A 21,133-nucleotide genomic window follows, 5' to 3' on the forward strand; every position below is an offset into this window, starting at 1 on the left:
GCAGCACCCGCTCAGCGGTTGATCAGGCTCCGCTGAGCGGTCCGCAGGTGTTCGGGGTAGAAGACCGGCTCGGCCCCGGGTCGCCACGGCAGCGCGGCCACCAGCGCGATCAAGGCGATTGCCAGGGAGTTCTCCATCAGGGCCCCGAAGAGTCCGTCCTGGTAGTGCGACACCTCGGGCAGTTGGTGCTCGTACGGCCAAATCGGTGAGATCAGGAAGAGCAGGTAGAGCCCGAGTGCGGCGGCCGCATGCCGGAATCCGGTCAGCGTCGGGAACCAGATCGGTGGCCGTAGTGCGACGCCGGGCGGTGCCGGGTAGGCATTCGTCCCGGCCCGCAGGTTGAGACCTCGGCTCGCCTCGCGCCGACGTACCGCCGCGTCGGCCAGTACGACGATCGCCGGGATCACGAAGACGAGGTGGTGCGACCAGGAGATCGGGCTGATCACGTTGGCGGTGAGCCCGACCAGCGTGAACGCGGTCAGCTCGTCACCGTCGGCGTGCGCGCTGGAGGCGCGGGACAGGCCGACTGCGAGCATCAGCACCGAGAATGCCAGCCAGAGCAGTCCGGGGGTCTCGATCGAGTCGTAGAGCCGGGCCAGCAGTCCGGCCAGCGACTGGTTGGGGGTCATGTCCGCCGCGCCGACCCGCTCGGTGTTCCACAGGACCGAGGTGAAGTAGCGCGACGATTCCGGGCCGGCGAAGACGAAGCCCGCTGCCGTGACCCCGATCAGGGTGCCGATCGCGGTCCCTACTGCCCGCCACTGCCGGGTGAGCACCAGGTAGAGGATGAACAGCCCGGGGGTGAGTTTGATCGAGGTGGCGAGACCGATGCCGACCCCGGCCCAGGCGCCGCTGAACCACAACCGCCGTAGTGGACCGTCAGTGGGCCGGACCCGTGGCCCGCGCCGGGCCCGCCACCGCAGAGCGACCAGGTCGGCCATGACGAGCGCGAAGAGCAGCAGATTGACCTGCCCGTAGCCCAGGGTCTCCCGGACCGGCTCGATCGCGATGGCGGCCGGTACCGCGAGCCCCACGGTGAACCAGAGTGGCCAGCCTCGGCGGTGCGCGAGTGGACGGAGTAGCGCGGCCAGAATGACCGCCAGCACCGCGATGCTGCCCAGTGCGTTGATCCACCCAGCCACGGCGACGGGAAGCTTCGCCATCGGGAGCATGACCAGCCCGGCGAAGGGTGGGTAGGTGAACCCCAGGGTGGTTTTCGGCGCGATGAAGTCGTAGAGCTCGTTACCGCCCGCCCACCAGACCACCGCGCCGTGATAGATCTTCATGTCGAAGAAGTTGTACGGGCGGCCGAATGCGCCGATGGCGAGCCATGCGGCATAGAAGGCTACGGCGACGATGCCGATCCGTACGATTGCTCGACGATCGATTCCACGAGCGACACGGCGGACCAGGGCGAGGCGGCCCAGCCGTCTTTCGACGGTCGCCGGCATGGCGTGGCCACCCCCGTACCGATGTTGTGGTTCCCGTCCAGGTCCACCAAGGAGCCTAGAACGGCGCATCACTTGTTCGCCTCCCGCGTTATGCGACCGTGTCCGATCCCACATGAGTTCGCGACATTTCTACCGCGTTAACGCGGCGCGGGCGCTTCAGGTGATTCGCTCCCGCTCTTCGGCTCCCGTCATCTTTTAGACAGTATCGACGGGTTCAACTGCTGCCGTCATCTTAGAGCGCCCCGCCGGCGGTGGCTCGCTCGACACTCAGCCTCGCTCGACGCTCGGCTGGGTTGGCGGCGCGGCACTCGGCTGGGTTGGCGGCGCGGTGCTTGGCCGGGTTGGCGGCCTCGGTGCTAGCCCGGTAGGCGGCGCGCGGTCGTGGCCGACAGCTTGGCGATCCGAGCGTCCCGGCGGGCGGTACGAAGTGTCCGGCGCATCGAACGCCGTCCGTCATCCATGGCGTGACTGGCCCGCCACCGTAGGCCAGGGCGCCCCTGAGTGTCGGCGGCGGCGAGCAGGAGACCGCCGAGCAGACCGAGGTTCTTCATGAAGTGGATCTTGTTGGCGGCTCGGTCCGCCGGGTCGTCCGTGTTCCAGAAGGAATGCCCAGCCAGGGTGGTGGGCACGAGGCTGCCCGCCAGTGCGGCGGCGGCTGGCCGGGGTAGTCGACCGGTCGCGAGCAGGAGACCACCGACGAGTTGCACCACACCGTTGACCCGGACCAGCGTCTGCGGGTCGGTCGGGAGGCGAGGGCTCGCCTTCGCCAGTAGCGGGGCTATCCGGTCGGTGATCGGTTTGGCGCTCTCCACGAAAGGCTCGGGGTTCGCGACAGCCCGGACTCCGCTGGCCACGAAGATCCCACTCAGCAGTACCCGCGCGGCGCCACGTAGGGGTCTCATGGATAACTTCATACCCTGCTGGCCCATTGATTACCCCGCCAACCGCTGGACTGATCGGTCATCCTTTGCCGACTCTGGCAATTCGCCCCTCCGAAAGCGGGGCCGTACCGGTAGCGTCGCCAAGCGTGACTATTGTGCGGCTGCGACCCGAGGGGCCGGCCGACATTACAGCGGTACGACAGGTGGTGACCGAGGCGTTCGCCCGTCTGGACGCCCCGGTACCCGCTGAGGTGGGCCTGGTGGAGGCGCTACGGGCCAGCGAGGCGTGGATTCCCGAACTGTCGATGGTGGCCGAGGTCGGTGGCGAGATCGTTGGCTACGCACTGTTGAGCCGGGTCCGAGTTGATCCTGGGATCCTGCCGGCCCTGGCGCTCGGCCCGGTGGCGGTACGCCCCGACCGGCAAGGTCTCGGCTACGGCACCTCGGTGGTGCAGGCCGTCCTCGACGCCGCTGCCGAGTTGGGCGAACGGCTGGTCGTCGTACTGGGTAATCCGGCCTTCTACCGTCGGTTCGGGTTCGAGCCGGCCGCGCGGTTCGCGCTGACCAGTCCCTGGTCCGGGCTTGGCGATCCATGGCAGGCACTGGTCCTACCGGCTGCCGTCAGTGGGGCCGAACCGCCGCCCAGCGGCGACGTGAGCTTTCCGCACGCCTGGGCCCAGGTCTGAGTGCCAGGTCGGTCAGTTCGGCTGGGTGCGCAGGTAGCGGCCGAAGTGCGGCACGGTGAACGCCACTGTCCCCCGCTCGCCGGAGTAGATGAGCCCCTTCTTGATCAGAGCATCGCGGGCCGGTGACAGGCTGGCCGGCTTGCGCCCCAACGACCGGGCGATGTCGGCGGTTGGGACTGCGGCATCCATGTCGTCCCGGTGCTCGTTCTCTTCCTCACCCGCCACCAGAGAGAGCGTGGCCATCGCCCGCATGTACTCGCGTTCGGCCGGGGTGGCCCGTTCGAACCGTGAGCCGAAGAAGCCGACCGCCAGTTCCGCCTCCGCCTCCGGCGCGGCCACCCGTACGTCAGCGGCAGTGACCGGTGATCGGGGCGCGTGGTCCCAGGTGGCCTTGCCGTACGCCTGCACGAAGTAGGGGTAGCCGCCGGACTTCTCATAGAGCAGGTCGAGCGCCTTTGGCTCGTACTCGACGTCTTCCCGGGCGGCGGGGGCGCAGAGTGCCCGGTCGGCGGCGAGCCGGTCCAGCCGGTCGATGCGCTGATAGCGGAAGAGCCGTTCGGAGTACGACTTGGCAGCTGACAGTACGGCCGGCAGGTGCGGCAGCCCGGCACCGACGACGATCAGCGGGGCACCGATCTGGGACAGCTCGTGACAGGCGGCGCAGAGCCCGGAGACGTCCTCCGCGCCGAGGTCCTGCATCTCGTCGATGAAGACCGCGATGCCGGTTCCCACGTCGGCGGCCACGTCGGCCGCATCGGTCAACAACTCCACCAGGTCTATCTCGATGTCCCCGGAGTCGGCCCGACCGGTGGCGGCGGGTACGTCGATCCCGGGCTGCCAGCGGTCGCGCAGCCGGGGCCGGGCTGCGCCCCGACCGCCCGAGTTCGGCTCGCCGCGCAGGGCGAAGGCCTTGAGTACGCCGAGGAAGGTGTCGATCCGGTCGGGGGCGCGGTGGTGCGGGGCGAGTTCGCGTACCGCCATGTGCAGCGCGGCGGCGACCGGGCGGCGTAGCGACTGGTCCGGGCGGGCCTCGATCTTTCCGGTGCCCCAGAGCCGGCCGATGGCCTGGGAGCGCAGCGTGTTGAGCAGGACGGTCTTGCCGACCCCGCGTAGGCCGGTGAGCATCAGGCTGCGCTCGGGTCGTCCCCGGGCCACACGTTCGAGGACGATGTCGAAGACTTCCAACTCGCGACCCCGGCCAGCGAGTTCAGGCGGGCGCTGGCCGGCACCGGGCGCGTACGGGTTGCGGACCGGATCCACGTATCGCACCGTATCTGCACATCTAGCCCACAGGCTAGATGTACGTAGATGTCGCTACGGCGTGTCGCCGTATCAGATTGTCGAGCTAAAACTAGGCCCGTCTAGCAAGATTGCTAGACGGGCCTAGTTTTAGCTATCGGTGCTTGGTCAGCGCTTCTTCAGGCAGAGCACGTAGTCGGCGCTGTTCATGCTGGAGTCGTAGTAGTAGTTGGCGTCGGCCTCCTTGGCCCCGAAGATCGGGTCGGTCTTGCACTTCTCCACGTCGGTGGTGAACGGAATCCGCGACAGCACCTCGTAGGTGCCCGGACCGCACGGCACCTTGCGCAACTTCGGCGACGAGTTGGTGCCTTCGTTCTTCAGGCAGTCACCCTTCCGGTACGACGTGTCGTCGTCATCGTCGTCCGTGGACGACGCGGAGGGGGTGGGATCGGTCGACGGCTCCGACGTCGGCCGGGCGGTCGACGTCGCGGTCGGTTGCGCGATTGGGTCCTTCTCATCGTCGTCGTCAGAGGTGAAGGCCCAGATTCCGACGCCGCCGCAGACGCAGAGCAGCACCACCGCGAGAATTCCGCCGATGATCAGGGCGATCTTTCCGCCGCCGCCCTTCTTCGGAGCTGGCGGTTGACCAAACTGGCCGGGCTGCTGGGGCTGTCCCCATTCCGAGGGCGCGGGTGGCACCGACTGCGGCGCCGGCCCCCACTGCGGCTGTGCGGGCGGGACCGACTGCTGCGGCTGTCCCCATTCCGAGGGTGCTGGCGGGACCGACTGCGGCTGCTGTCCCCACTGTGGTTGCTCGGGCTGCGGCTGCTGTCCCCACTGTGGTTGCTCGGGCTGCGCCGGCTGTCCCCACTGCGGTTGCTCGGGCTGCGCCGGCTGCCCCCACTGTGGCTGTGCGGGCGGGACCGACTGTGGCTGCTGTCCCCACTGTGGCTGCTCGGGCTGCGCCGGCTGCCCCCACTCTGGCTGCTGCGGCTGCTGCGGCGCGCCCCACTGCGGCTGACCGGGTGGCGGGGGTGGGTAACCGCCGGGCGGCGGTGGTGGGTATTGGCCCTGCGGCGGCGGCGGGTAGCCGCCAGGCATCGCCGTGGTCTTCTCGCCGTACGGGTCTTCGGGCTGGTTCGGGCCGGGCGGTCCGTAGGTTGACATGATTTCCCCAGGAAAGTCAGTGATGGTTAGCGCAGTTTGAGGCAGAGCACGAAGTCGAGCGCGTCAAATCCGCTCTTGTAGAAATACCAATCGGTGTAACCCGGCACTCCCGAGCATTTGACTTCGGCGTCGGTATCGTCGTTGACAGATCCTTCGAAGCGTTGCAACACCTGATACGTATCTGGCCCGCACTCTGTGATTCTGAACATCAGTGTTTCGTTGTCGTCTCCAGACTTCACACACTCGCCAACCTTGACGAATCGTACGTCTATTAGGGATGGTCCGACGGTGGCCAGAGCTGTCGCGCCGGAGTTGCTGGACGCGACCGGTGTGTTCCGCTCGATCTTGCTGGTCGGCGTGTCCACCGCCTGGTTGTTCCTTGCGCCCTGGGATTCGCCGAAGAGGTAGCTCGCGGTTCCACCGGCACCGCAGATCAGCACCGCCAATACCGCGACGGTGACGGTGAGGATGTTCCTGCGGCGTGTTCCCTGTGGCGGCGGGTCAGAGGGGTGCCAGGGGTGCGGGGATTGCCAGGGGTCGCGTACGGCCGGCGGGAACCCAGCGAAGCCGGGCGGTGGAGTCGAAGCGTACGCCTGACCGGGCGGTTGGTGACCCGACTGCGGCGCGGTGCTCACGGGCGCGCTGGATGCGCTGCTGTGCCAGGGATCCTCAGCGCTCCATGGATCGGACGGTGGGGTGTATTCGTTCGGTTGGTCCGACGATGGGCTCGACGGCTGGGAGAAGTACGGCCCACCGGGTGGTCCGTGCTGAGACATCGATCTTCCTTCGAGCGGCTTCGGCAGAAACACCGACCAGCATTGGGAGTGCGCCGGCTCTGGTCACCGTAGCGTGCGACTGCGACAGGCCCTATACCGGAATCGCGCCAACCCCGCCAGGTCGTGCCCCAATTTGTCCTCTGTGGTGGAATTAGTCAGCATCTGTCGCGCGTGTGATGTCGCCCGCTGAAGGGATAATCCGCACTATTGTCGGGCCGCCATTTTCTTGGCGAATGTCGATATCGTCCGGTTGCGTGTCCGTCACGATCGCCGCCGCCGTCGTACTGCTCGCCGTCCCGCTCGCCGCCCTGCTCGCCGTCCCGCAGCGTGGTTAGGAAGGGCCCCTTCCTATGCAAAAAGCGATAGGAAGGGGCCCTTCCTAACACGAAACCCCTGCCTTACAGCAGCCGGAGTTGGCGGTCCTTCGGCCGGCGCGGCTCGGCGTCACCGAACCGCTCGAAGAGTCCCGCGTCGATCGCGTCCAGGAAGGGTGTCGGACGGCAGTCATGCTCGCGTCCGTGCCGGTGCCGACGTTGGGCGTGGCTGACGTAGAGCCGGTCCTGCGCCCGGGTCAGCCCAACGAAGAAGAGCCGCCGCTCCTCGGCCACCTCGTCCTCGGTGGGATCGTTGCCCGGGAACCGGAACGGCAGCAGCCCGTCCTCACAGCCGACCAGGAAGACGACCGGGAACTCCAACCCCTTCGCGGCATGCAGGGTGAGCAGCGTGACCGCCTCGGCGCGCGGGTCGAGCGCGTCGACCTCGGCCCCGGTGGCGATCTGAGCCAGGAACGACGGCAGGTCGTCGCCGCAGCGCAGGGCGAGTGGGGTGAGCACCTCCACCGCGCTCCAGATGTCCTCCGGCCCTACCCCGGTCGGCGCGTCCAGCGTCGGGGCGGCGAACCGCTGGGCGAGTATCTGCCCGGCGAGGCGTACCCGGGCGGCCAGCGACCCACCGAGTCCGTCGGCGTGCCGCAGCTCGCGGGCGATCAACGCGACCCCGGGCCGGTCCCGTAGCCGGTTGTGCGACCGCTTCTGCACTGGCACATTTGCCCTGCTCAGCGCCTCGACGATCGGCGCTGCCTGAGCGTCCGTACGGTAGAGGACCGCGATGTCGGAGAACGACACGTTCGACGAGCGGCCGTCGATTCGTCCCGAGTCCAGCGACCGGTGGGAGAGGCCGCCGACCAGATCGTCGACGGTACGGACCACGAAGTCGGCCTCGTCGGCAACCGACCGGGCCGGGTAGCGCCCGACCAGGGGAGCCTCCGGGTCCAGTCGGGCCGGGTCCAGCCGCCGCCCGCGTACCAGGGACGTGGGTGCGATGGCCTGCACCGCCGCGGCCAGGATCGGGGCGGACGAACGGTAGTTGCGGGTCAGCCGGACCAGCCGCGCGTCGGTGAAGTCCTGCGAGAAGCGCAGGAAGTAGGTGACGTCGGCCCCCCGGAACGAGTAGATCGCCTGGTCGGGGTCGCCGATCGCGCACAGGTTTCCGTCGGCCGGGCTGAGCAGCCGCAGCAACTCGTACTGCACCGCGTCGACGTCCTGGTACTCGTCGACGAAGATCCACCGCCACCGGTCCCGGTAGCGTTCGACCAGCTCGGGGTCGTCGCGCAGCAGGCTCACCGGCAGGGTGACCAGCTCGTCCAGGTCGACCAGGTCCTGGGCGCGCAGCAGCTTGACGTACGCCGCGTCGTCGGTGCCGGCCTCGGTCCGGGCGGCGGCCCGTTCGGCGTCGTCGGCGATGCGGAAGTCCTCCGGCAGGCCGGCAGCGCGGGCGTTCTCCCGCAGGATCGACAGGCCCAGCGAGTGGAAGGTGCCCACGGTGACGGCCTCGGCGACCGGCCCGAGCAGCCCGTCCAGCCGGTGCCGCAGTTCCTCGGCGGCCCGCCGGGTGAAGGTGATCGCCAGGCAGTGCTCGGGGAAGACGTTCAGCTCCGCGCAGAGGTACGCGATCCGGTGGGTCAACGTGCGCGTCTTGCCGGTACCCGGACCGGCCACGATCAGCAGTGGCCCACCGGGTGCCGAGGCGGCGACCCGCTGCATCGCGTCCAGCCGGTCGAGTAGGCCGGTGCCGACCTCCTCCATGCCGGCCAGCATCGGCTCGAACGGTTCGTGCGGCGAGGGCGGCGGGGCGATCGGCGGGGGCGGTGGCACGCTCGCTGCGGCCCGGGTCGCCCGCCGCTTCGGCTCGGCCTTCGCCGGGGTCCGGGTGCGAGGCTTCGCCGCCGGCTCCGTGGGCTTGCGCTGCGCTGGCACGGGTACGTCGAAGAGCGCGTCTGCCTGCATCCCGGGTGCGGACCGGTCCAGCTCGCCCGGCTCGAAGACGGTGATCACGCCGTACTCGCCGTCGTACCCGGGAATTCGGCGGACCTGGCCACGGCGGACCCGGCCGATGGCTTCGGCGAGCAGTTCGCCGCCGGCCGTCGAGATGTCGTCGAGCGGGGTGGTGGTGAGGATGTCCAACTCCGCGCCAAGGTTGGCGACCAGGTCGTTGAGCTGCCCCTGCACGGTCTTCGACTTCGGCCCGACGTTGTTGATCTCGCCGACGATCTCGGCCAACTGGATCAGGTGGGTGACCTTGGGCGGGTTCGCCGGCTGGTGCCCCTCGGGGCGGTCGGCGAGATCCTCGACCCGGCTGAGTACGCCGACTGTGAGTCCCTTGCCGCACTCCGGGCACTGCCCGTTCACTTGGCGGGTCTGCTCGGGTTGCCAGTTCACGCCGCAGAGCCGGTGCCCGTCGGCGTGGTACTTGCCCTCCTCCGGGAAGAACTCGATCGTGCCGTGCAGCCCGTCGCCGGTACGCATTGCCGACCGGACCGCGAAGTAGTCCAGCTCGGTGTCGAAGACGGTGGCCTCGCGGGCCAGTGCTGGCGGCGAGTGCGCGTCGGAGTTGGAGACCAACCGGTAGCGATCGAGGCTGGAGACCCGCCAGTTCATCTCCGGGTCGGAGGAGAGGCCGGTCTCGACGGCGAAGATGTGCTCGGCAAGATCGGCGTAGCAGTCGGCGATGGCGTCGAAGCCGGACTTCGAGCCGAGCGCCGAGAACCAGGGGGTCCAGATGTGCGCCGGGACGAGGTAACCGTCCGGGCTCGCCTCCAGCGTGATCTCCAGCAGGTCCCGCGAGTCGAGTCCGAGGATCGGCCGCCCGTCGGAGCCCAGGTTGCCGATCCGCCCGAGCGCGGTGTTGAACCGGGCGACCGCGTCCAGATCCGGCAGGTAGATCAGGTGGTGCACCTTACGGGTCCGGTCGTCCCGCTTGTAGATCGTGGAAATCTCGACGCTGAGCTGGAACCGGACCGGGTTGGCCTCGGCGACGCTGGACAGCCGGGGCGGCAACCGGCGCGCGATGTCCCGCTCCTGCTCCGGGCTGAGCCGGTAGAGGCCCGGCTCGGCTGGTTGCAGGGTCTCGCGCAGGTGCTCGTACCACGCCGGGTGGGTGAAGTCACCGGTGCCGAGCAGGCTGATGCCCTTGCGCCGGGCCCACCAGGCGAGGTTGGGCATGCTGAGGTCACGGCTACAGGCGCGTGAGTATTTCGAGTGAATGTGCAGGTCCGCGACGAACGGACGGGTGCCCACGGAGGAGCCGCCGGGGGGCGCGGCGCTGAACGGAAGCACGCCGCATCCTTCCATGCTCAGGTACGCCCGCACACCGCGCCACGCTCAGACGTGACCTGCGCTATCCCACCCATCGATGATCGCTGGGCCGGTTGTCGGCTGATTCGTACCCGTTGCGGGGCTTAGATGCCGTGACCTTGCCGCGCACTTCGCCTTGCTACACCGACGCACTCCGCCCGGGTACGCCGCTGGCACTCCGTCCGGATTCGCCGCCGGTACTCCGCTTGGGCACGCCAGCAGTGAATCGACCATAATGCGAATCGAACGACAGTGGCCTCCCGCTCGTCATGTGAGTCAGCCGCAACGACTAAAGGGGTGCAACGTGAATCTGTCGAAAGTGCGCTCGTGGCCCGTACGCTGGCGGGTCACATCGGTGGCGGCCGTACTCGTCGTCATCGCTGGCACCACGACAGCCGTAGCCGCGACCACTTCGGACGGAGACGACTCGGGGCCGCTAGCTGGCGTGGTCGTGCCGGCGGAGTACCGCCAAACGATCGTCAAGGCCGCCGGATCCTGCCTGGCATTGAGCCCCGCGCGGCTGGCTGCCCAGCTCATGGAAGAGTCGCGGTTCGGTCTCGGAGGCGCCACCAGCGGGGACGGTCGAGGACTGGCTGGATTGAGCGACGAGGAGTGGAATGCCTGGCATCCCTGGCCGGGTGCTGAGCGACTGGATCCAAAGGCCAACATCACTGCGCTGGCCCACTACCTCTGCGACATGGTCGGTCAGGCTCGCGTCGCCCAGGACAAGGGAGAGCCGTGGCGGCTGGCCTTGGCCGGACATCACTCCGGGAGGGCGGCGGTGAAGGCCGCAAGGGGCATGCCGAAGGCTGCGGACAACTACGTGAACCGCGTTGCCCGTTATGCGGCGTGGTACGAACTACAGCCGTACTTCGACGGTGTGCCTGCCACCCCGGACGGTGGCAGCAGTAGCGCGCCCGCCACCACCGCACCTACGCCTACACCCACACCCACGCCCACAGCTTCGGCCACGCCGTCGCCGCAGGCACCCACCACGCGTCCGGCCGTGAAGCCGACCCAGACCACCGCATCGCCCCCGCGGACTGTGCCCACCCCCACCAAGTCGACCACGCCGCCGCGGCCGGGTTTTGACTTGGTCAACGACGAGTACAACGGCTGCGTGAGCGCGGTTCGGGCGTTGGATGGCACCCACCTGCGGGTGGTGAAGTGCGACGGCTCCGCAGTTCAGCGCTGGGAAACGCGATCCGACGGCACGATCCGATCGGTGGGCTTGTGCATGGACGTCGCGAACGCTTCGACAGACACGTGGACTCCGGTCCAGGTGGCCTGGTGCAGTGGCAATCCGGCGCAGCAGTTCCGGATCAACAGCAAGAAGCAGGTCTACAGCCCGTACGCGAACAAGTGCATCAACATCCATATCATCAATGGGCAAAATACCGTTCTGATGCATCCCTGCCTGAACCAGGGCAACCAGTACTTCCGCCAGCGGCGGTGACGCCCCGCCGGCCCGACATTCGGCGGGCCGGCTTCATGTTTCCGAGAGCGGGTGTCCCGCTAGGTTGTCGGTGTTCCCGGTGCCTTGGTGATCAGAACGCCAGGGGCGTTACAGCGGCCTCGTAACGCCCCTGGCGTTCTGATCACCTTTGTCGGCAGCGTGCGTCTGTCCATGATCGGTCCCCGCATAGCCACCCCACGACATGCCGAGGCCCTGGCGGTGCGCTGGTGATGGCCTGCTCTCCGCGTCTCGGGAGGTATCAGGCCGCCTCGTGCTGGTAGGTGGTGAAGGTGAGGTAGCCGGAGTCGCCGCCGGCGTACCAGATGGCCTTGTCGTGGCCGGCGAGCGGCAGATTCTGGCGGAGCCGCTCGACCAGGTCAGGGTTGCTGATGTACGCCCGACCGAAGCTGATCAGATCCGCGCCCAGGCCCAGCCAGTGCGCGGCCGCCGCCCGGTCGCTCCACTGTGGCCCAGATGGGTGTGCCGGGTTGACGATCATTGCGCCTGGCCAGGCCTTACGCAGCGGCAGTAGGACATCGTCGCCGACCGTCGCCTCGAAGTGGACGTAGGCGAGCCCGAGCGGTGCCAGCTCGGCCAGCAGTGCCGCGTACAGCTCGGGAGCATCAGTCTCCTCGACACCCCAAATGCCGGAGTTCGGGGAGAGGCGGATCCCGACCCGGGATGCGCCGATCGCGTCGACGGTCGCGGTGACCGCCTCGACCGCGAAGCGGATCCGGCCCAGGATCGAGCCTCCGTAGCGATCGGTGCGTAGGTTGGCGTTGCTGGAGAGGAACTGGGATATCAGGTAACCGTTCGCCCCGTGCAGTTCGACACCGTCGAAGCCGGCCGCAATCGCCCGCCATGCCGCGTCCGCGTAGGACTGCGCATGCTCCGGCACTTCGGCGGTGTTCAGGGCGTACGGCAGCGGGGCCGGCTGCGGACCACTCGGGGTGAAGACCTCGCCCGGCGCGGCGACCTCGGAAGGGCCGACCGGCCGGTGCCCGGTGGTCTCCGGGTGGGAGACACGACCGCCGTGCATCAGCTGCGCGAAGATTCGCCCACCGTTGGCGTGTACCGCGCCGGTGACCTGCCGCCACGACTCGGTCTGCGCGTCGGTGTGCAGGCCCGGCGTGCCAGGGTTGGACTGGCCGATCAGGCTCGGTTGCACCCCCTCGGTGATGATCAGCCCGGCGCTGGCCCGCTGCGCGTAGTAGGCCGCCATCGACGGGGTGGCCAGGCCACCGGCCGCCGCCCGTACCCGGGTCATCGGTGCCATCACGATCCGATTGGGCAGGGTCAGTTCGCCCAGCTTGAAGGGCGTGAACAGGCTTGTTGACTCGGTCGGAGTTGTCATGGCGGTACGCTAAAACCTGACATGCATGTGAGCTGCAAGTCTCGTGACGTACGGCATAGGAGGCGTTGATGCGGATCGGAGAACTGTCGGCGCGAACCGGCGTGAGCATCCGCTCGCTGCGTTACTACGAGGAGCAGGGGCTGCTGGCCAGCACTCGCAGCGCTGGTGGTCAGCGCCACTACACCGAACACGAAGTCGAGCGGGTCGGATCCTTACAGCGGCTGTACACGGCAGGACTGTCGAGCAAGACCATCCACGCGCTGCTTCCCTGCATGGATGCACCGAGCGACGAAACCAGCGAAGCCGCATTCGTCCGCATGGCCGAGGAACGCGACAAGCTCACCGCCTATATCGCTCACCTTGCCCAGACCCGGGACTCCCTCGACGAGTTGATTGCTGTCAACCGTACGAGCCGTACCACTACCGGCACCGTCCAAGACCAGCCAGGGCCCACACCGAGGCCCGTACTGTGTGCAGGCGCGCAGGATTGCTGACGCCCTCGCTGCTGGTTTTGTCTAGGGGCGACTTGCTAGCTGCATTGACTCGGCAAGAAGTGCGTTAAGGTCTTCGTCTGTCATATTTTCCTCCGAAAGAATCTTGTAGACAGTCGAGGCCTGAATTCTGCCGATCATGTTTGGTTCGATGTCGTAGTCGAGCGCAGGGTCGATCGTGGCCGCTATTAGCGACTCGGCTGCCTCGGCACTGAGTTCCGGGCCGCCGTGGCTTAGGTCGGCGCGCAGTTCGGCTACAAACCGAATGACTTCTGCCCTTGTCGCTTCCTCTCCAAAGCGTCTATCGACGGCTAGGAAGAATACCGTTGCCAAGAATTTAGGAAATCCGTCCCATCCCTCCGAGTCGAGCTGGGCCTGAACCCTCTCGTTGGCTTCGTTTTCGCCACGGACCAGTGTGCGAATATAGTCAGGAAGGTGAGGGCTGATTTTTGTCATCGTCCTGCTTTCTCTCTCGTCGCGCTCTGATACTATCCCATGTAGCCTTCGCAACTAGTGCAAGAGCTCCGGTTGTCATTATCGCTGCGGTGATCGGGCTGTCTAGCTGCGATGGCCGGCTTTGCTCGAACGCTGGCTGTGAGGGCTCTCGTCTGATGCTTGTAGAACCCGGAGGTGGTGAGCTTTTGAAAAAGTCAAATGTGGCCTTGGCTCCCTTCTCCGCCTGCTTCAGAGAGTCTTGATAGTCGCCGGCTTTCTCTAATTGTTTACGCCAGGCCATATCGGCTCTTCTGGCCCGGCGACTTGCTTCGTCAAGGATTTTCTCGCCGGTTGGCAGCCCTGCCTGATCGGGTTGCTGCTCCGTAATCGAACCGGGAGCGATCCGGTTGACGTAGGCTGCAAGGTCACTTCTTGCTTCTTCTAGTAGGCGACCAATTTTGGCCGACTTTTCACTCGCAGTCCGGATATCCGTGATGGCTGCGCAAATCTTCGGATGTTCGGAACCCTTCGCTGCCTTCTCGTAAAGAGCTTTCGCGGCGACGGCGTCAGTCTCGGCTCGCATTGCGGTAACTGCTGATTCGGCGATTTGGTCATGGGCGGCTAGCAGCTTGGCGACAACCTCTTCTAGTAGGCCGGTCATCCGAGCGCCTTTATGTAATCTTCAACATTTTCCACAGCCGCGTCGAAGCGTCTTATGGCGACCTCAACCTCCCTGGCGACATCCCTGAGCTTCTCGGCGACTGCCTCTGCGTCCCGGTCCCGACTGTCGTGAATGGTGTGCTGGACAAGGGTTGCCGCTTCGACTGCCTGGTCAGCAGCCCTGATAAGGGTTTCCATGCCTTGGCTAGCTAGTCGATTGCCTTCGCGGAATGTCGCCTTGACGTCGTTGACGCTCATGGGTCAGGTCAGCCAAGGAGGCCGATGTACTCGCGGGTGGCATGTGAGCTGCCCTGAATCAAGGCGGCTGCCTCAGCCAACTGTTGCTTGGACTGGCCGGCGCGTGCGATGGCCTCGGCGATCTTCGGATGACCTGTGCCAGCCGACACCGCGTGCAAACGGGTCAGCACCTGCTCAGCGTTGTCGGCAGCGGCCTGGATTTGCCTGAGAGTGGCGTTGCCCTGTTCGGCGGCCTGGGCGAGCGCGGCTTTGACTTCCTCGATGCTGGCCATGCGATCCCCTGCTCATTGCCCCTCGAGAGGGACGGGCGGCGTGCGAAGGAACGGCGACACGCTCATCGCCATCTCTGCGTGGTCAGCCAAACACTAACGGAATCGATCGTGCCGTCATAGACCACGACGAACCTAAAGGGCTCGCTAGTAGTGGCTCAGCTCTGTTCCAGCACGTAGACACCCTTGCCTTGGTGTCCCTCTACAAGCCCCTCGGCTTGAAGGATTAGCAGTGCTGAACGCACGGGCTCGGCGGACACGCCGTAGTGCTCGATCAACTCCCGGAGAGAGGGCAGCTTTGCTCCGGGCGGGTACTCGCCGGAGGCGATCCGATCGCGGATGTCTTGGGCGATGCGTTGACGGTCTGAGATTCGCCTCATGTTTGTAGTGGTAGTCGCTCGCGTCTCCGACGCGCTACTTCGGCTCCGCGACGAACACCCCGAGGCCCTGGGTGCTCTCGACGAGTCCTTCCGTGCGGAGGGCGTGCATGGCGTAGCGGACGACCGAGTCTGAGATGTTGTGTTTTGCCTTGAGCTGCGCGCTAGACGGCAGCTTGTCGCCGGGCTTCAACTCTCCGGACTTGATTTGGTTGCGGATGTGCTCAGCGAGCCTCTCCCACTTCGGCGCAGGCATCTGAGCTCCTCAGCCTTCGTCATTCATGAGGTCACGTTCGATCCTCGGCAGCAAGTGGTCGGTGTCCAAAAGATGATTGAGCGTTGACGTGGTCGTAGGTCGACCGGACGCGGCGCCCCTCGGGAGTCTCGCACTTCGAAGCGGGGATCGTTGCTCCTGCAGCCGCTGCGATCACAGTTGTGGTGGTGTGCCGGCATCGGAGCCCGAGTCCTGCTCGCGTCACTGCGGCCGCTGTCGTGCCCGGGTACAAGGCCTGCTCCGAGCTGCTTCGGCCTGCTTGACCCATCCCGGTACCGCAGCTCCAGCAAGTTCGAAGTCTTTGTCTGTCAAACCGGGTCAGGCTCACTCATGCCTCAGGCGCGCGTACGTAGACACCCTTACCTTGGTGGCCCTCGACCAAGCCAGCCTCGCGCAACACCAACATCGCGTTCCGGATGGCGGTGTTGCTGGCGTTGTATTGGGTGCGTAGCTGAGTCATGGAGGGCAGCTTGTCGCCGGGCTTGAGCTCGCCAGAGGTGACCTTCGCTCGAATATCAGCGACAATTCGGGTGTAAATGGGCTCGATGGGCATGGCGAACTCCCTGCTTGGCGGCCCATCGATTTGATCGCGCCGTGGTGCTGTTCATCAAGCGCATTGTGCTACTAGCCCGTTGACTGGGCCTGCATTGTGTCCGGTTTGCGAAGAGAGTGCAGCCTCGCGCTGGCCGGATCTATCGACTGTCGTCGGCTCCGCGTACGCTGATCGAGGTTACCCGTGTCACTCTGACACTGTGACGACATATGGAGGTGTCGGCGTCGTGCCCAGCTCCTATGCGGTGGTCAGCCCACTTGCCCGCCGCATCCGCCTCGGTGCCGAGATCAGAGCGTTGCGCGGCGAGAGCACCTCCACCGAGATCGCACGCAAGGCGCGGCTGGACCGCACTGTCATCTCCAAGGTGGAATCCGGCGAACGGCGAGCCAGCCTCGACACCATCCTTCGCATCCTCGATGCCCTGCCCATCCAACGCGGCGGCCGCGAGTATCAGGAATTGCTTGCCGTCGCCCGTGACGGCTTGGAACGTGGCTGGTGGCAGGACGCCAAGTACGAGCGGATGGGCGACCGGCAGGCCCGCACTGCCGACCTGGAGTGCGGAGCAACGATTCGCGAGTACCAGACAAGCATGCTGCCTGGGCTGCTCCAGACCGAGACGTACACCCGGCATCGCGGCCTGGTAGTACTTGCCAAGGGGGCGGACTTCAACCTGGACGCGACCACGCGCGGCCGGATGCGCCGGCAGCAACAGGTCCTCGGCCCAACCGCGACGAGCTATGACGTAGTGCTGGAGCCACAGGCTATCTGGCGGCGACCGGTGCCTCCAGATGTGATGCACGAACAGTTGCAACACCTGTACAAGCTCGCGACCGACGCGGCGAACATCACCGTTCGGATCTTGCCCGTCGACGCCCAACTCGGAGATGGCTGGGTGCCCCGCAACCCGTTCGCCGTGTACGACTACGCCGACGACGACCTGACGCTGGTCGCCGTCGACACGGTGTCCACCGATCTGGTGCTGACCACGCCGGGTGACACGGCCGGCTACGCGCAGATGTACTGCGAACTGCGTAACGCTGCACTGTCCCCCGAGGAGAGTGCGGAACTCATCCAGCAGGCGGTGAAGAAGCTCGCCGCCGACATCTGACCGGGAGGTCGCCCGCATGGTTGAGCCAGCCTTCAACCCGTTCCGGAAGTCCCGCCGATCTGACGGCGGGCAGAACTGCGTCGAGGTCGCCACCGCCGCTGACGGCGCCGCTGCTCGAGTTCGCGACAGCAAGGACTCGGCCGGGCCGTTCCTGGCATTCGACGCTCACCAGTGGGCCGCGTTCATCGGGGCGGTGAAGACCTTCAAGGCCTGATTCCGACTGCTTCAACGAGGCCGGCACCAGCATGGTGCCGGCCTTTGTTGTGTTCACGATCTGCAAATCTCCCTGTACCTCTTGTGACATTGATGGACGCAGTGGCAACCTGACACGGTGTTCGCCGACACAGTGTCAGATGATGCGGTGTTGGTGTGCAGGGCGCAGCGTGAGACGAACTCGTCAGCACCGGACCCAGGTCGCGGCTGCGTCCCCATTCAACAGCGTGGCTTCCGGAAGGGCTGGGTTGTCTCGTGAGTGAGGTTCGTAGGGTCGCGCCGGTTGAGTCGGCGCGGTACGTGGCGCATCTGCCGTTTACGGCGAGCGACATGAGTTCGGCGCTGATCTTCACGCGTACGTTGGTGCGGTCGTTGGCATTCCTGGACGAGCTGAACGGTGGTGAGGCCACCGTCTCGAACGCCGACGAGCAGGGCGACCAGCAGCGGGTCTTCTGCGACCTGCCGGTCGCCAACGGGCGACACTGTGAGCGGCGGGTCGGTCATGACGGGTCGTGCCAGCCCCGGGGCGGGCAGCGGTCGTGACTCTGGAGACCTTCACGCCGCCGGTAATGGTGTGTGACCACTGCGAAGGGCAGGGTCGCGCCCTTCACCTGTGTCGATGCGTACGGTGGGGCGACCGGTTTTTGATTGACGCGGACGAGGACCAGCCTGGGGACGGGCAGGTCTACCGTGACTGTGAGATGTGCCTGGGCAGCGGCTACGTCGGCTACGACTGTGGGCAGTGCCGACGTACCGGCAAACGTCGAGCGCAGCTGGTGCTCACCGTGGTCAACCGGGACACCGGGGTCGTACGCTCGGCGAACGTCGTACCCGGCGGGGTGGAACCACGCCGCAACGTCGGCGGGCGGTGGGAGCTGGCCCTGTCGCCGATCCTCGCCGCCCTCGCTGGCGAGGTCGGGGCCGTCGAATGTCGAGCCGCCTACGGTACGGACAACGTCGGTAACTTCTCGATTTTGCTCCCCACCGCATGGTCGCCCGACCTGCCTGCGGCCGAGCGGCAGCGCCTGGAAGGTGAGGCGATCGCCCGACACTGCTGGCACCCGTGGCGGCTCTACTACGCGCACAGCACGCCTATGCTTGCGCCCACCCGGGATCTGGCCGCCGAGCTGGCCAGCCTCTGCCACCTGGCCGATCTGCTCTGCCTGGACCTGGTGGTGGAGGCGCGACGCGGTGACCGTGGCGGCCTGCGTTGGGACATCCGGTACGAGATTCCCGGCAGTGAGGTGCCCGCCGAGAATCGTGGCTGGCCCGATGATCTGTCGAAGGCCGTCGCCGTCAGCAGTGTCGACGACGCGATGTTCGACCTGGTGAAACGGTCGGCAACCGCCCCCGCCCACTATCTACGGTCGCCGTACTGTGCCGAGCCGTCCGACTCGCTCGTCGTAGATCTTGACCAGCTGGAACGGCGCATCTACGCCGATCTGGACGGCCTCGGCGGGCAGGCACCCGGCGCGCAGGCGATCTGGCGGGACGGGAAATGGCAGCACACCCGCCTCCAGCCTGCCGAGACCATCGAGGTATTGGCCACGCAAAGCACCGGCCAGGTCGTACGCCACACCGTGACACTGCTGGATCGCGCCTGGGAACCGCCGGCCCCCGGCTGGCTGGGCGACCCCATCCCGTACGGCCCGTGCCCCGACTGCGACCCCGCGCATCGGCTCCGCCCCTGCCTCTGCACCCTCGGCAACCAGCCGCCCGACCCGAACTGCCCCGGCTGCTCGGGTGCCGGTGCCGCCCCCACCGCTGGGCGCTGTAGCACCTGCCGGGACACCCACCGGGTCTACCACGGCACGGTCGTCACCCTCACCGACCTGGACCAGAGCACCATGCACCTCAACTGGTACGCCACGGACCAGCCGGTCGACGCGCCCCAGGTCGCCACCCAGCCTGGCGGCAAACCGGTCTGCCAACTACCCGTCGGCTATCAACTTCGGCACTGGGCGCAGTTCATCGGAGCCCGACCCGCCGACCTCTCCTACCTCGACGGTGGGCACCACGTCGGGCAGGACCTCCGCGAAGGTGTCGTCACCGTAGACCCCAACCGAGGCACGCCGCTCGCCCAGTACATAGCCGACGCCAACCGTGGTCAGCCCGCCGGCCGGCTGCTGATCAACGCCGCCCCACCAGCGACCGTGCCCGTGTTGGAGCTGATCCGGCTGGCCCTCGGGCTGCACCTGACCCTGCTACTCACCCTCGAAGACCACAGCCAAAACGAGTCGGATGCCCGCTGGATCCACGGCGAAGGCTGGAACATCGAGATGATCGCCCCTGAGCGGGCGGTCGACTCGAACCTGTGGCCCTGCCAGCCAACGGTCGAAGCCGCCGCCGCGTACTTCCTCGAATACCTGGAAAACACCGTCTACAACGCCGTACCCGCCGACCCCCGGCAGGGCATCCCCGTCCCGCAGACCCCGCAGCCCGCCCCACCCGTCGAAGACCCGGTGCCGCTGATTCGACGCCTCGCCCAGCACCACGCCGGCAACCCGGTCAGCATCCGCTACCACCACACCGGCTGCCAGCTGTACGTCCACGAGTCCGACGGGCTACGACACCTGGTCAGCGCCCGTACCGCCACCATCGCCCTGACTGCACTCGGGCTCGGACTCGGTAAGCCCTGACTACTTGCCTCGAAGAGAGGACGAACCAATCGTGTGGGCTTCACTTCGACGCCTTTTCGGCCGACCGGTCCGGCCTGATCGGCCCGCTAGGCGAGACCAGTCTGCTAGGCGTGGGCCGAGGCACCAGGCGGGCCGGGCGTACCGCTCCAGGGCGTACCTGCCGTTGCAGCCCTGGCAGGTGCGGGGCCGGAGGTTCTCCACGGCCCGGCGTGGGTTGGACGCCGGGGAGGTGACCGCCTACCTGGACTGGGTCGCCGACGACCTGGCCCATCTTTACACCGAACTGGCCCGCAGCCAGGACGAGACAATGCGAGTGAAGGACGCGTTGCGACAGTGGCAGTCCCGGCAGGCCCCGAGTATGCGCGAGTTGGCCCGCCGATGAGCGAACGCCGACAGCCTCCGTTGATGAACGAGAGCCGGCAACATCCGCCGACGACAGCCGACCCGAGCCGCTTCGTAATCCACCTGCCGATCACCGTGCTCAACCTGGCGCGAGCCCGGATCATGGCCCGGACCGCCACCCGTACCCTGGCGTTCCTGATCGCCATAGACCCCGGCGAGGTGACCGTCTCCGAAGAGGACAACCAGGGCGTACGGTATCGGGTCTTCTGCGATCGGCTGCTCGACGAGGGACGACGCTGCGTGCTGCGGGCCGAGCATGAGACGCCGTGTGCCGCTCGGGTGCCCCGATGACAGCCGCCACTATCAGTGTCGATACTGGCCAGGACACTGGCCCCGACGCTGTGACCGGTATCGTCATCCGATCCACGCCCGCCGGGGCAAGTTCTGATGCCGCCCCGGTTTTGGTGGTGACTGGACTCGATACTTTGCTGGGCTGAACCTTGGTGACCTGACCACGGTCGTCGGGGGCGAATCACAGCACCGACGCTCCCTTGGGCACGGTGGTCTTCTTGGTGGTCTTGGTGGTCTTGGTTGAGCTGGTCTTGGTGGTCTTGGTGGTCTTGGTGTTGGTTGTGGATGTCTTGTTGGTGTTGCGCACCTTGTTGAGGCGGTCCTTGACGCAGGTGTCGTAGCCGCCGCAGACCTTCATGGCCTCGTCGTATTGCTTCTTGGCGAGGGTTGGGTTGGTTTTCTTCGTCGACTTGGTGCTCTTGGTGCTCTTGGTGGTCTTGGTTGAGCTGGTCTTGGTGGTCTTGGTGGTCTTGGTGTTGGTTGTGGATGTCTTGTTGGTGTTGCGCACCTTGTTGAGGCGG

General features: G+C 66.7%; 25 protein-coding genes. 10 read left to right on the top strand and 15 right to left on the bottom strand.

Annotation, left to right across the window (positions count from 1 at the left end):
- Positions 1–11: 11 nt before the first annotated feature.
- Both ACWDV4_RS22255 and ACWDV4_RS22260 read right to left on the bottom strand, forming a co-directional pair.
- Positions 12–1,451 carry a glycosyltransferase 87 family protein gene (locus ACWDV4_RS22255; protein ID WP_449981791.1) on the bottom strand — a complete coding sequence of 480 codons (1,440 nt, stop codon included), beginning with the start codon at positions 1,449–1,451 and terminating at the stop codon, positions 12–14.
- Positions 1,452–1,807: 356 nt separating this feature from the next.
- Positions 1,808–2,353 carry a DoxX family membrane protein gene (locus tag ACWDV4_RS22260; protein ID WP_449981793.1) on the bottom strand — a complete coding sequence of 182 codons (546 nt, stop codon included), beginning with the start codon at positions 2,351–2,353 and terminating at the stop codon, positions 1,808–1,810.
- A gap of 125 nt (positions 2,354–2,478) precedes the next feature.
- Here ACWDV4_RS22260 and ACWDV4_RS22265 point away from each other — a divergent pair, with 125 nt between their 5' ends.
- On the top strand, positions 2,479–3,018 hold the full coding sequence (locus tag ACWDV4_RS22265) for a GNAT family N-acetyltransferase (RefSeq protein WP_449981795.1): 540 nt from the start codon (positions 2,479–2,481) through the stop codon (positions 3,016–3,018).
- A 12-nt stretch (positions 3,019–3,030) separates the two neighbouring features.
- Here ACWDV4_RS22265 and ACWDV4_RS22270 read toward each other — a convergent pair whose 3' ends face one another.
- Entirely contained in the window at positions 3,031–4,278 is a 1,248-nt protein-coding gene (locus ACWDV4_RS22270) for an AAA family ATPase (protein ID WP_449981797.1), read from the bottom strand.
- A 147-nt stretch (positions 4,279–4,425) separates the two neighbouring features.
- Positions 4,426–4,836 (bottom strand): LppU/SCO3897 family protein, encoded by a 411-nt coding sequence (locus tag ACWDV4_RS22275; protein WP_449981799.1) that lies wholly within the window; start codon positions 4,834–4,836, stop codon positions 4,426–4,428.
- A 63-nt stretch (positions 4,837–4,899) separates the two neighbouring features.
- On the opposite strand from ACWDV4_RS22275, the gene ACWDV4_RS22280 reads away from it, so the two are divergent.
- Positions 4,900–5,421 (top strand): hypothetical protein, encoded by a 522-nt coding sequence (locus ACWDV4_RS22280; RefSeq protein WP_449981801.1) that lies wholly within the window; start codon positions 4,900–4,902, stop codon positions 5,419–5,421.
- 29 nt (positions 5,422–5,450) lie between these two features.
- On the opposite strand, the gene ACWDV4_RS22285 is transcribed toward ACWDV4_RS22280, so the two are convergent.
- Positions 5,451–5,864 (bottom strand): LppU/SCO3897 family protein, encoded by a 414-nt coding sequence (locus ACWDV4_RS22285; RefSeq protein ID WP_449981945.1) that lies wholly within the window; start codon positions 5,862–5,864, stop codon positions 5,451–5,453.
- Between the two features lie 734 nt (positions 5,865–6,598).
- Positions 6,599–9,814, bottom strand: a complete 3,216-nt coding sequence (locus tag ACWDV4_RS22290; protein WP_449981803.1) for a UvrD-helicase domain-containing protein — start codon at positions 9,812–9,814, stop codon at positions 6,599–6,601.
- Positions 9,815–10,187: 373 nt separating this feature from the next.
- Between ACWDV4_RS22290 and ACWDV4_RS22295 the strand changes: the two genes are divergently transcribed.
- Entirely contained in the window at positions 10,188–11,288 is a 1,101-nt protein-coding gene (locus ACWDV4_RS22295; protein WP_449981805.1) for a ricin-type beta-trefoil lectin domain protein, read from the top strand.
- Between the two features lie 259 nt (positions 11,289–11,547).
- On the opposite strand, the gene ACWDV4_RS22300 is transcribed toward ACWDV4_RS22295, so the two are convergent.
- Positions 11,548–12,642, bottom strand: a complete 1,095-nt coding sequence (locus ACWDV4_RS22300) for an alkene reductase (RefSeq protein WP_449981807.1) — start codon at positions 12,640–12,642, stop codon at positions 11,548–11,550.
- A gap of 68 nt (positions 12,643–12,710) precedes the next feature.
- Between ACWDV4_RS22300 and ACWDV4_RS22305 the strand changes: the two genes are divergently transcribed.
- On the top strand, positions 12,711–13,136 hold the full coding sequence (locus tag ACWDV4_RS22305) for a MerR family transcriptional regulator (RefSeq protein ID WP_449981809.1): 426 nt from the start codon (positions 12,711–12,713) through the stop codon (positions 13,134–13,136).
- 21 nt (positions 13,137–13,157) lie between these two features.
- Here ACWDV4_RS22305 and ACWDV4_RS22310 read toward each other — a convergent pair whose 3' ends face one another.
- The 7 genes from ACWDV4_RS22310 to ACWDV4_RS22340 form a co-directional block, all read right to left on the bottom strand.
- The gene (locus ACWDV4_RS22310; protein ID WP_449981811.1) at positions 13,158–13,589 is read right to left on the bottom strand and encodes a hypothetical protein; all 432 of its coding nucleotides are present in this window, start codon (positions 13,587–13,589) and stop codon (positions 13,158–13,160) included.
- Positions 13,561–14,229, bottom strand: coding sequence for a hypothetical protein (locus ACWDV4_RS22315; RefSeq protein WP_449981813.1), 669 nt, complete (start codon positions 14,227–14,229; stop codon positions 13,561–13,563). The genes ACWDV4_RS22310 and ACWDV4_RS22315 overlap by 29 nt, the downstream gene beginning before the upstream one ends.
- A complete protein-coding gene (locus tag ACWDV4_RS22320) occupies positions 14,226–14,486 on the bottom strand; it encodes a hypothetical protein (protein WP_449981815.1) in 261 nt (86 codons plus the stop codon). Before ACWDV4_RS22320 ends, ACWDV4_RS22315 begins: the two co-directional genes overlap by 4 nt.
- Positions 14,487–14,494: 8 nt before the next feature.
- Positions 14,495–14,758: a hypothetical protein gene (locus ACWDV4_RS22325; RefSeq protein WP_449981817.1), complete on the bottom strand. Its 264-nt coding sequence runs from the start codon at positions 14,756–14,758 to the stop codon at positions 14,495–14,497.
- Between the two features lie 155 nt (positions 14,759–14,913).
- Positions 14,914–15,135 (bottom strand): winged helix-turn-helix domain-containing protein, encoded by a 222-nt coding sequence (locus ACWDV4_RS22330; protein WP_449981819.1) that lies wholly within the window; start codon positions 15,133–15,135, stop codon positions 14,914–14,916.
- A gap of 34 nt (positions 15,136–15,169) precedes the next feature.
- Positions 15,170–15,388, bottom strand: a complete 219-nt coding sequence (locus ACWDV4_RS22335) for a winged helix-turn-helix domain-containing protein (RefSeq protein ID WP_449981821.1) — start codon at positions 15,386–15,388, stop codon at positions 15,170–15,172.
- Positions 15,389–15,734: 346 nt separating this feature from the next.
- Positions 15,735–15,959 carry a winged helix-turn-helix domain-containing protein gene (locus tag ACWDV4_RS22340; protein ID WP_449981823.1) on the bottom strand — a complete coding sequence of 75 codons (225 nt, stop codon included), beginning with the start codon at positions 15,957–15,959 and terminating at the stop codon, positions 15,735–15,737.
- Between the two features lie 199 nt (positions 15,960–16,158).
- Between ACWDV4_RS22340 and ACWDV4_RS22345 the strand changes: the two genes are divergently transcribed.
- The 6 genes from ACWDV4_RS22345 (at position 16,159) to ACWDV4_RS22370 (ending at position 20,612) form a co-directional block, all read left to right on the top strand.
- A complete protein-coding gene (locus ACWDV4_RS22345; protein WP_449981825.1) occupies positions 16,159–17,067 on the top strand; it encodes a helix-turn-helix domain-containing protein in 909 nt (302 codons plus the stop codon).
- 16 nt (positions 17,068–17,083) lie between these two features.
- On the top strand, positions 17,084–17,281 hold the full coding sequence (locus tag ACWDV4_RS22350) for a DUF397 domain-containing protein (RefSeq protein ID WP_449981827.1): 198 nt from the start codon (positions 17,084–17,086) through the stop codon (positions 17,279–17,281).
- 254 nt (positions 17,282–17,535) lie between these two features.
- The gene (locus tag ACWDV4_RS22355; protein ID WP_449981829.1) at positions 17,536–17,823 is read left to right on the top strand and encodes a hypothetical protein; all 288 of its coding nucleotides are present in this window, start codon (positions 17,536–17,538) and stop codon (positions 17,821–17,823) included.
- A 101-nt stretch (positions 17,824–17,924) separates the two neighbouring features.
- Positions 17,925–19,919, top strand: a complete 1,995-nt coding sequence (locus tag ACWDV4_RS22360) for a hypothetical protein (protein WP_449981831.1) — start codon at positions 17,925–17,927, stop codon at positions 19,917–19,919.
- A 31-nt stretch (positions 19,920–19,950) separates the two neighbouring features.
- Positions 19,951–20,301, top strand: a complete 351-nt coding sequence (locus tag ACWDV4_RS22365) for a DivIVA domain-containing protein (RefSeq protein WP_449981833.1) — start codon at positions 19,951–19,953, stop codon at positions 20,299–20,301.
- Positions 20,302–20,324: 23 nt separating this feature from the next.
- Positions 20,325–20,612 (top strand): hypothetical protein, encoded by a 288-nt coding sequence (locus ACWDV4_RS22370; protein ID WP_449981835.1) that lies wholly within the window; start codon positions 20,325–20,327, stop codon positions 20,610–20,612.
- 181 nt (positions 20,613–20,793) lie between these two features.
- Here the strand turns inward: ACWDV4_RS22370 and ACWDV4_RS22375 are convergent.
- Positions 20,794–21,133, bottom strand: a 340-nt coding sequence (locus ACWDV4_RS22375) for a hypothetical protein (RefSeq protein WP_449981836.1), incomplete at its 5' end; no start/stop codon positions are given.

It is taken from the genome of Micromonospora sp. NPDC003197, from assembly GCF_053590565.1.

Coding starts and splice junctions, on each gene's coding strand:
- ACWDV4_RS22255 (WP_449981791.1), bottom strand. CDS start 1,451: ATGCCGGCGACCGTCGAAAGACGGCTGGGCCGCCTCGCCCTGGTCCGC.
- ACWDV4_RS22260 (WP_449981793.1), bottom strand. CDS start 2,353: ATGAGACCCCTACGTGGCGCCGCGCGGGTACTGCTGAGTGGGATCTTC.
- ACWDV4_RS22300 (WP_449981807.1), bottom strand. CDS start 12,642: ATGACAACTCCGACCGAGTCAACAAGCCTGTTCACGCCCTTCAAGCTG.
- ACWDV4_RS22305 (WP_449981809.1), top strand. CDS start 12,711: ATGCGGATCGGAGAACTGTCGGCGCGAACCGGCGTGAGCATCCGCTCG.
- ACWDV4_RS22310 (WP_449981811.1), bottom strand. CDS start 13,589: ATGACAAAAATCAGCCCTCACCTTCCTGACTATATTCGCACACTGGTC.
- ACWDV4_RS22315 (WP_449981813.1), bottom strand. CDS start 14,229: ATGACCGGCCTACTAGAAGAGGTTGTCGCCAAGCTGCTAGCCGCCCAT.
- ACWDV4_RS22320 (WP_449981815.1), bottom strand. CDS start 14,486: ATGAGCGTCAACGACGTCAAGGCGACATTCCGCGAAGGCAATCGACTA.
- ACWDV4_RS22325 (WP_449981817.1), bottom strand. CDS start 14,758: ATGGCCAGCATCGAGGAAGTCAAAGCCGCGCTCGCCCAGGCCGCCGAA.
- ACWDV4_RS22330 (WP_449981819.1), bottom strand. CDS start 15,135: ATGAGGCGAATCTCAGACCGTCAACGCATCGCCCAAGACATCCGCGAT.
- ACWDV4_RS22335 (WP_449981821.1), bottom strand. CDS start 15,388: ATGCCTGCGCCGAAGTGGGAGAGGCTCGCTGAGCACATCCGCAACCAA.
- ACWDV4_RS22340 (WP_449981823.1), bottom strand. CDS start 15,959: ATGCCCATCGAGCCCATTTACACCCGAATTGTCGCTGATATTCGAGCG.
- ACWDV4_RS22350 (WP_449981827.1), top strand. CDS start 17,084: ATGGTTGAGCCAGCCTTCAACCCGTTCCGGAAGTCCCGCCGATCTGAC.
- ACWDV4_RS22370 (WP_449981835.1), top strand. CDS start 20,325: ATGAACGAGAGCCGGCAACATCCGCCGACGACAGCCGACCCGAGCCGC.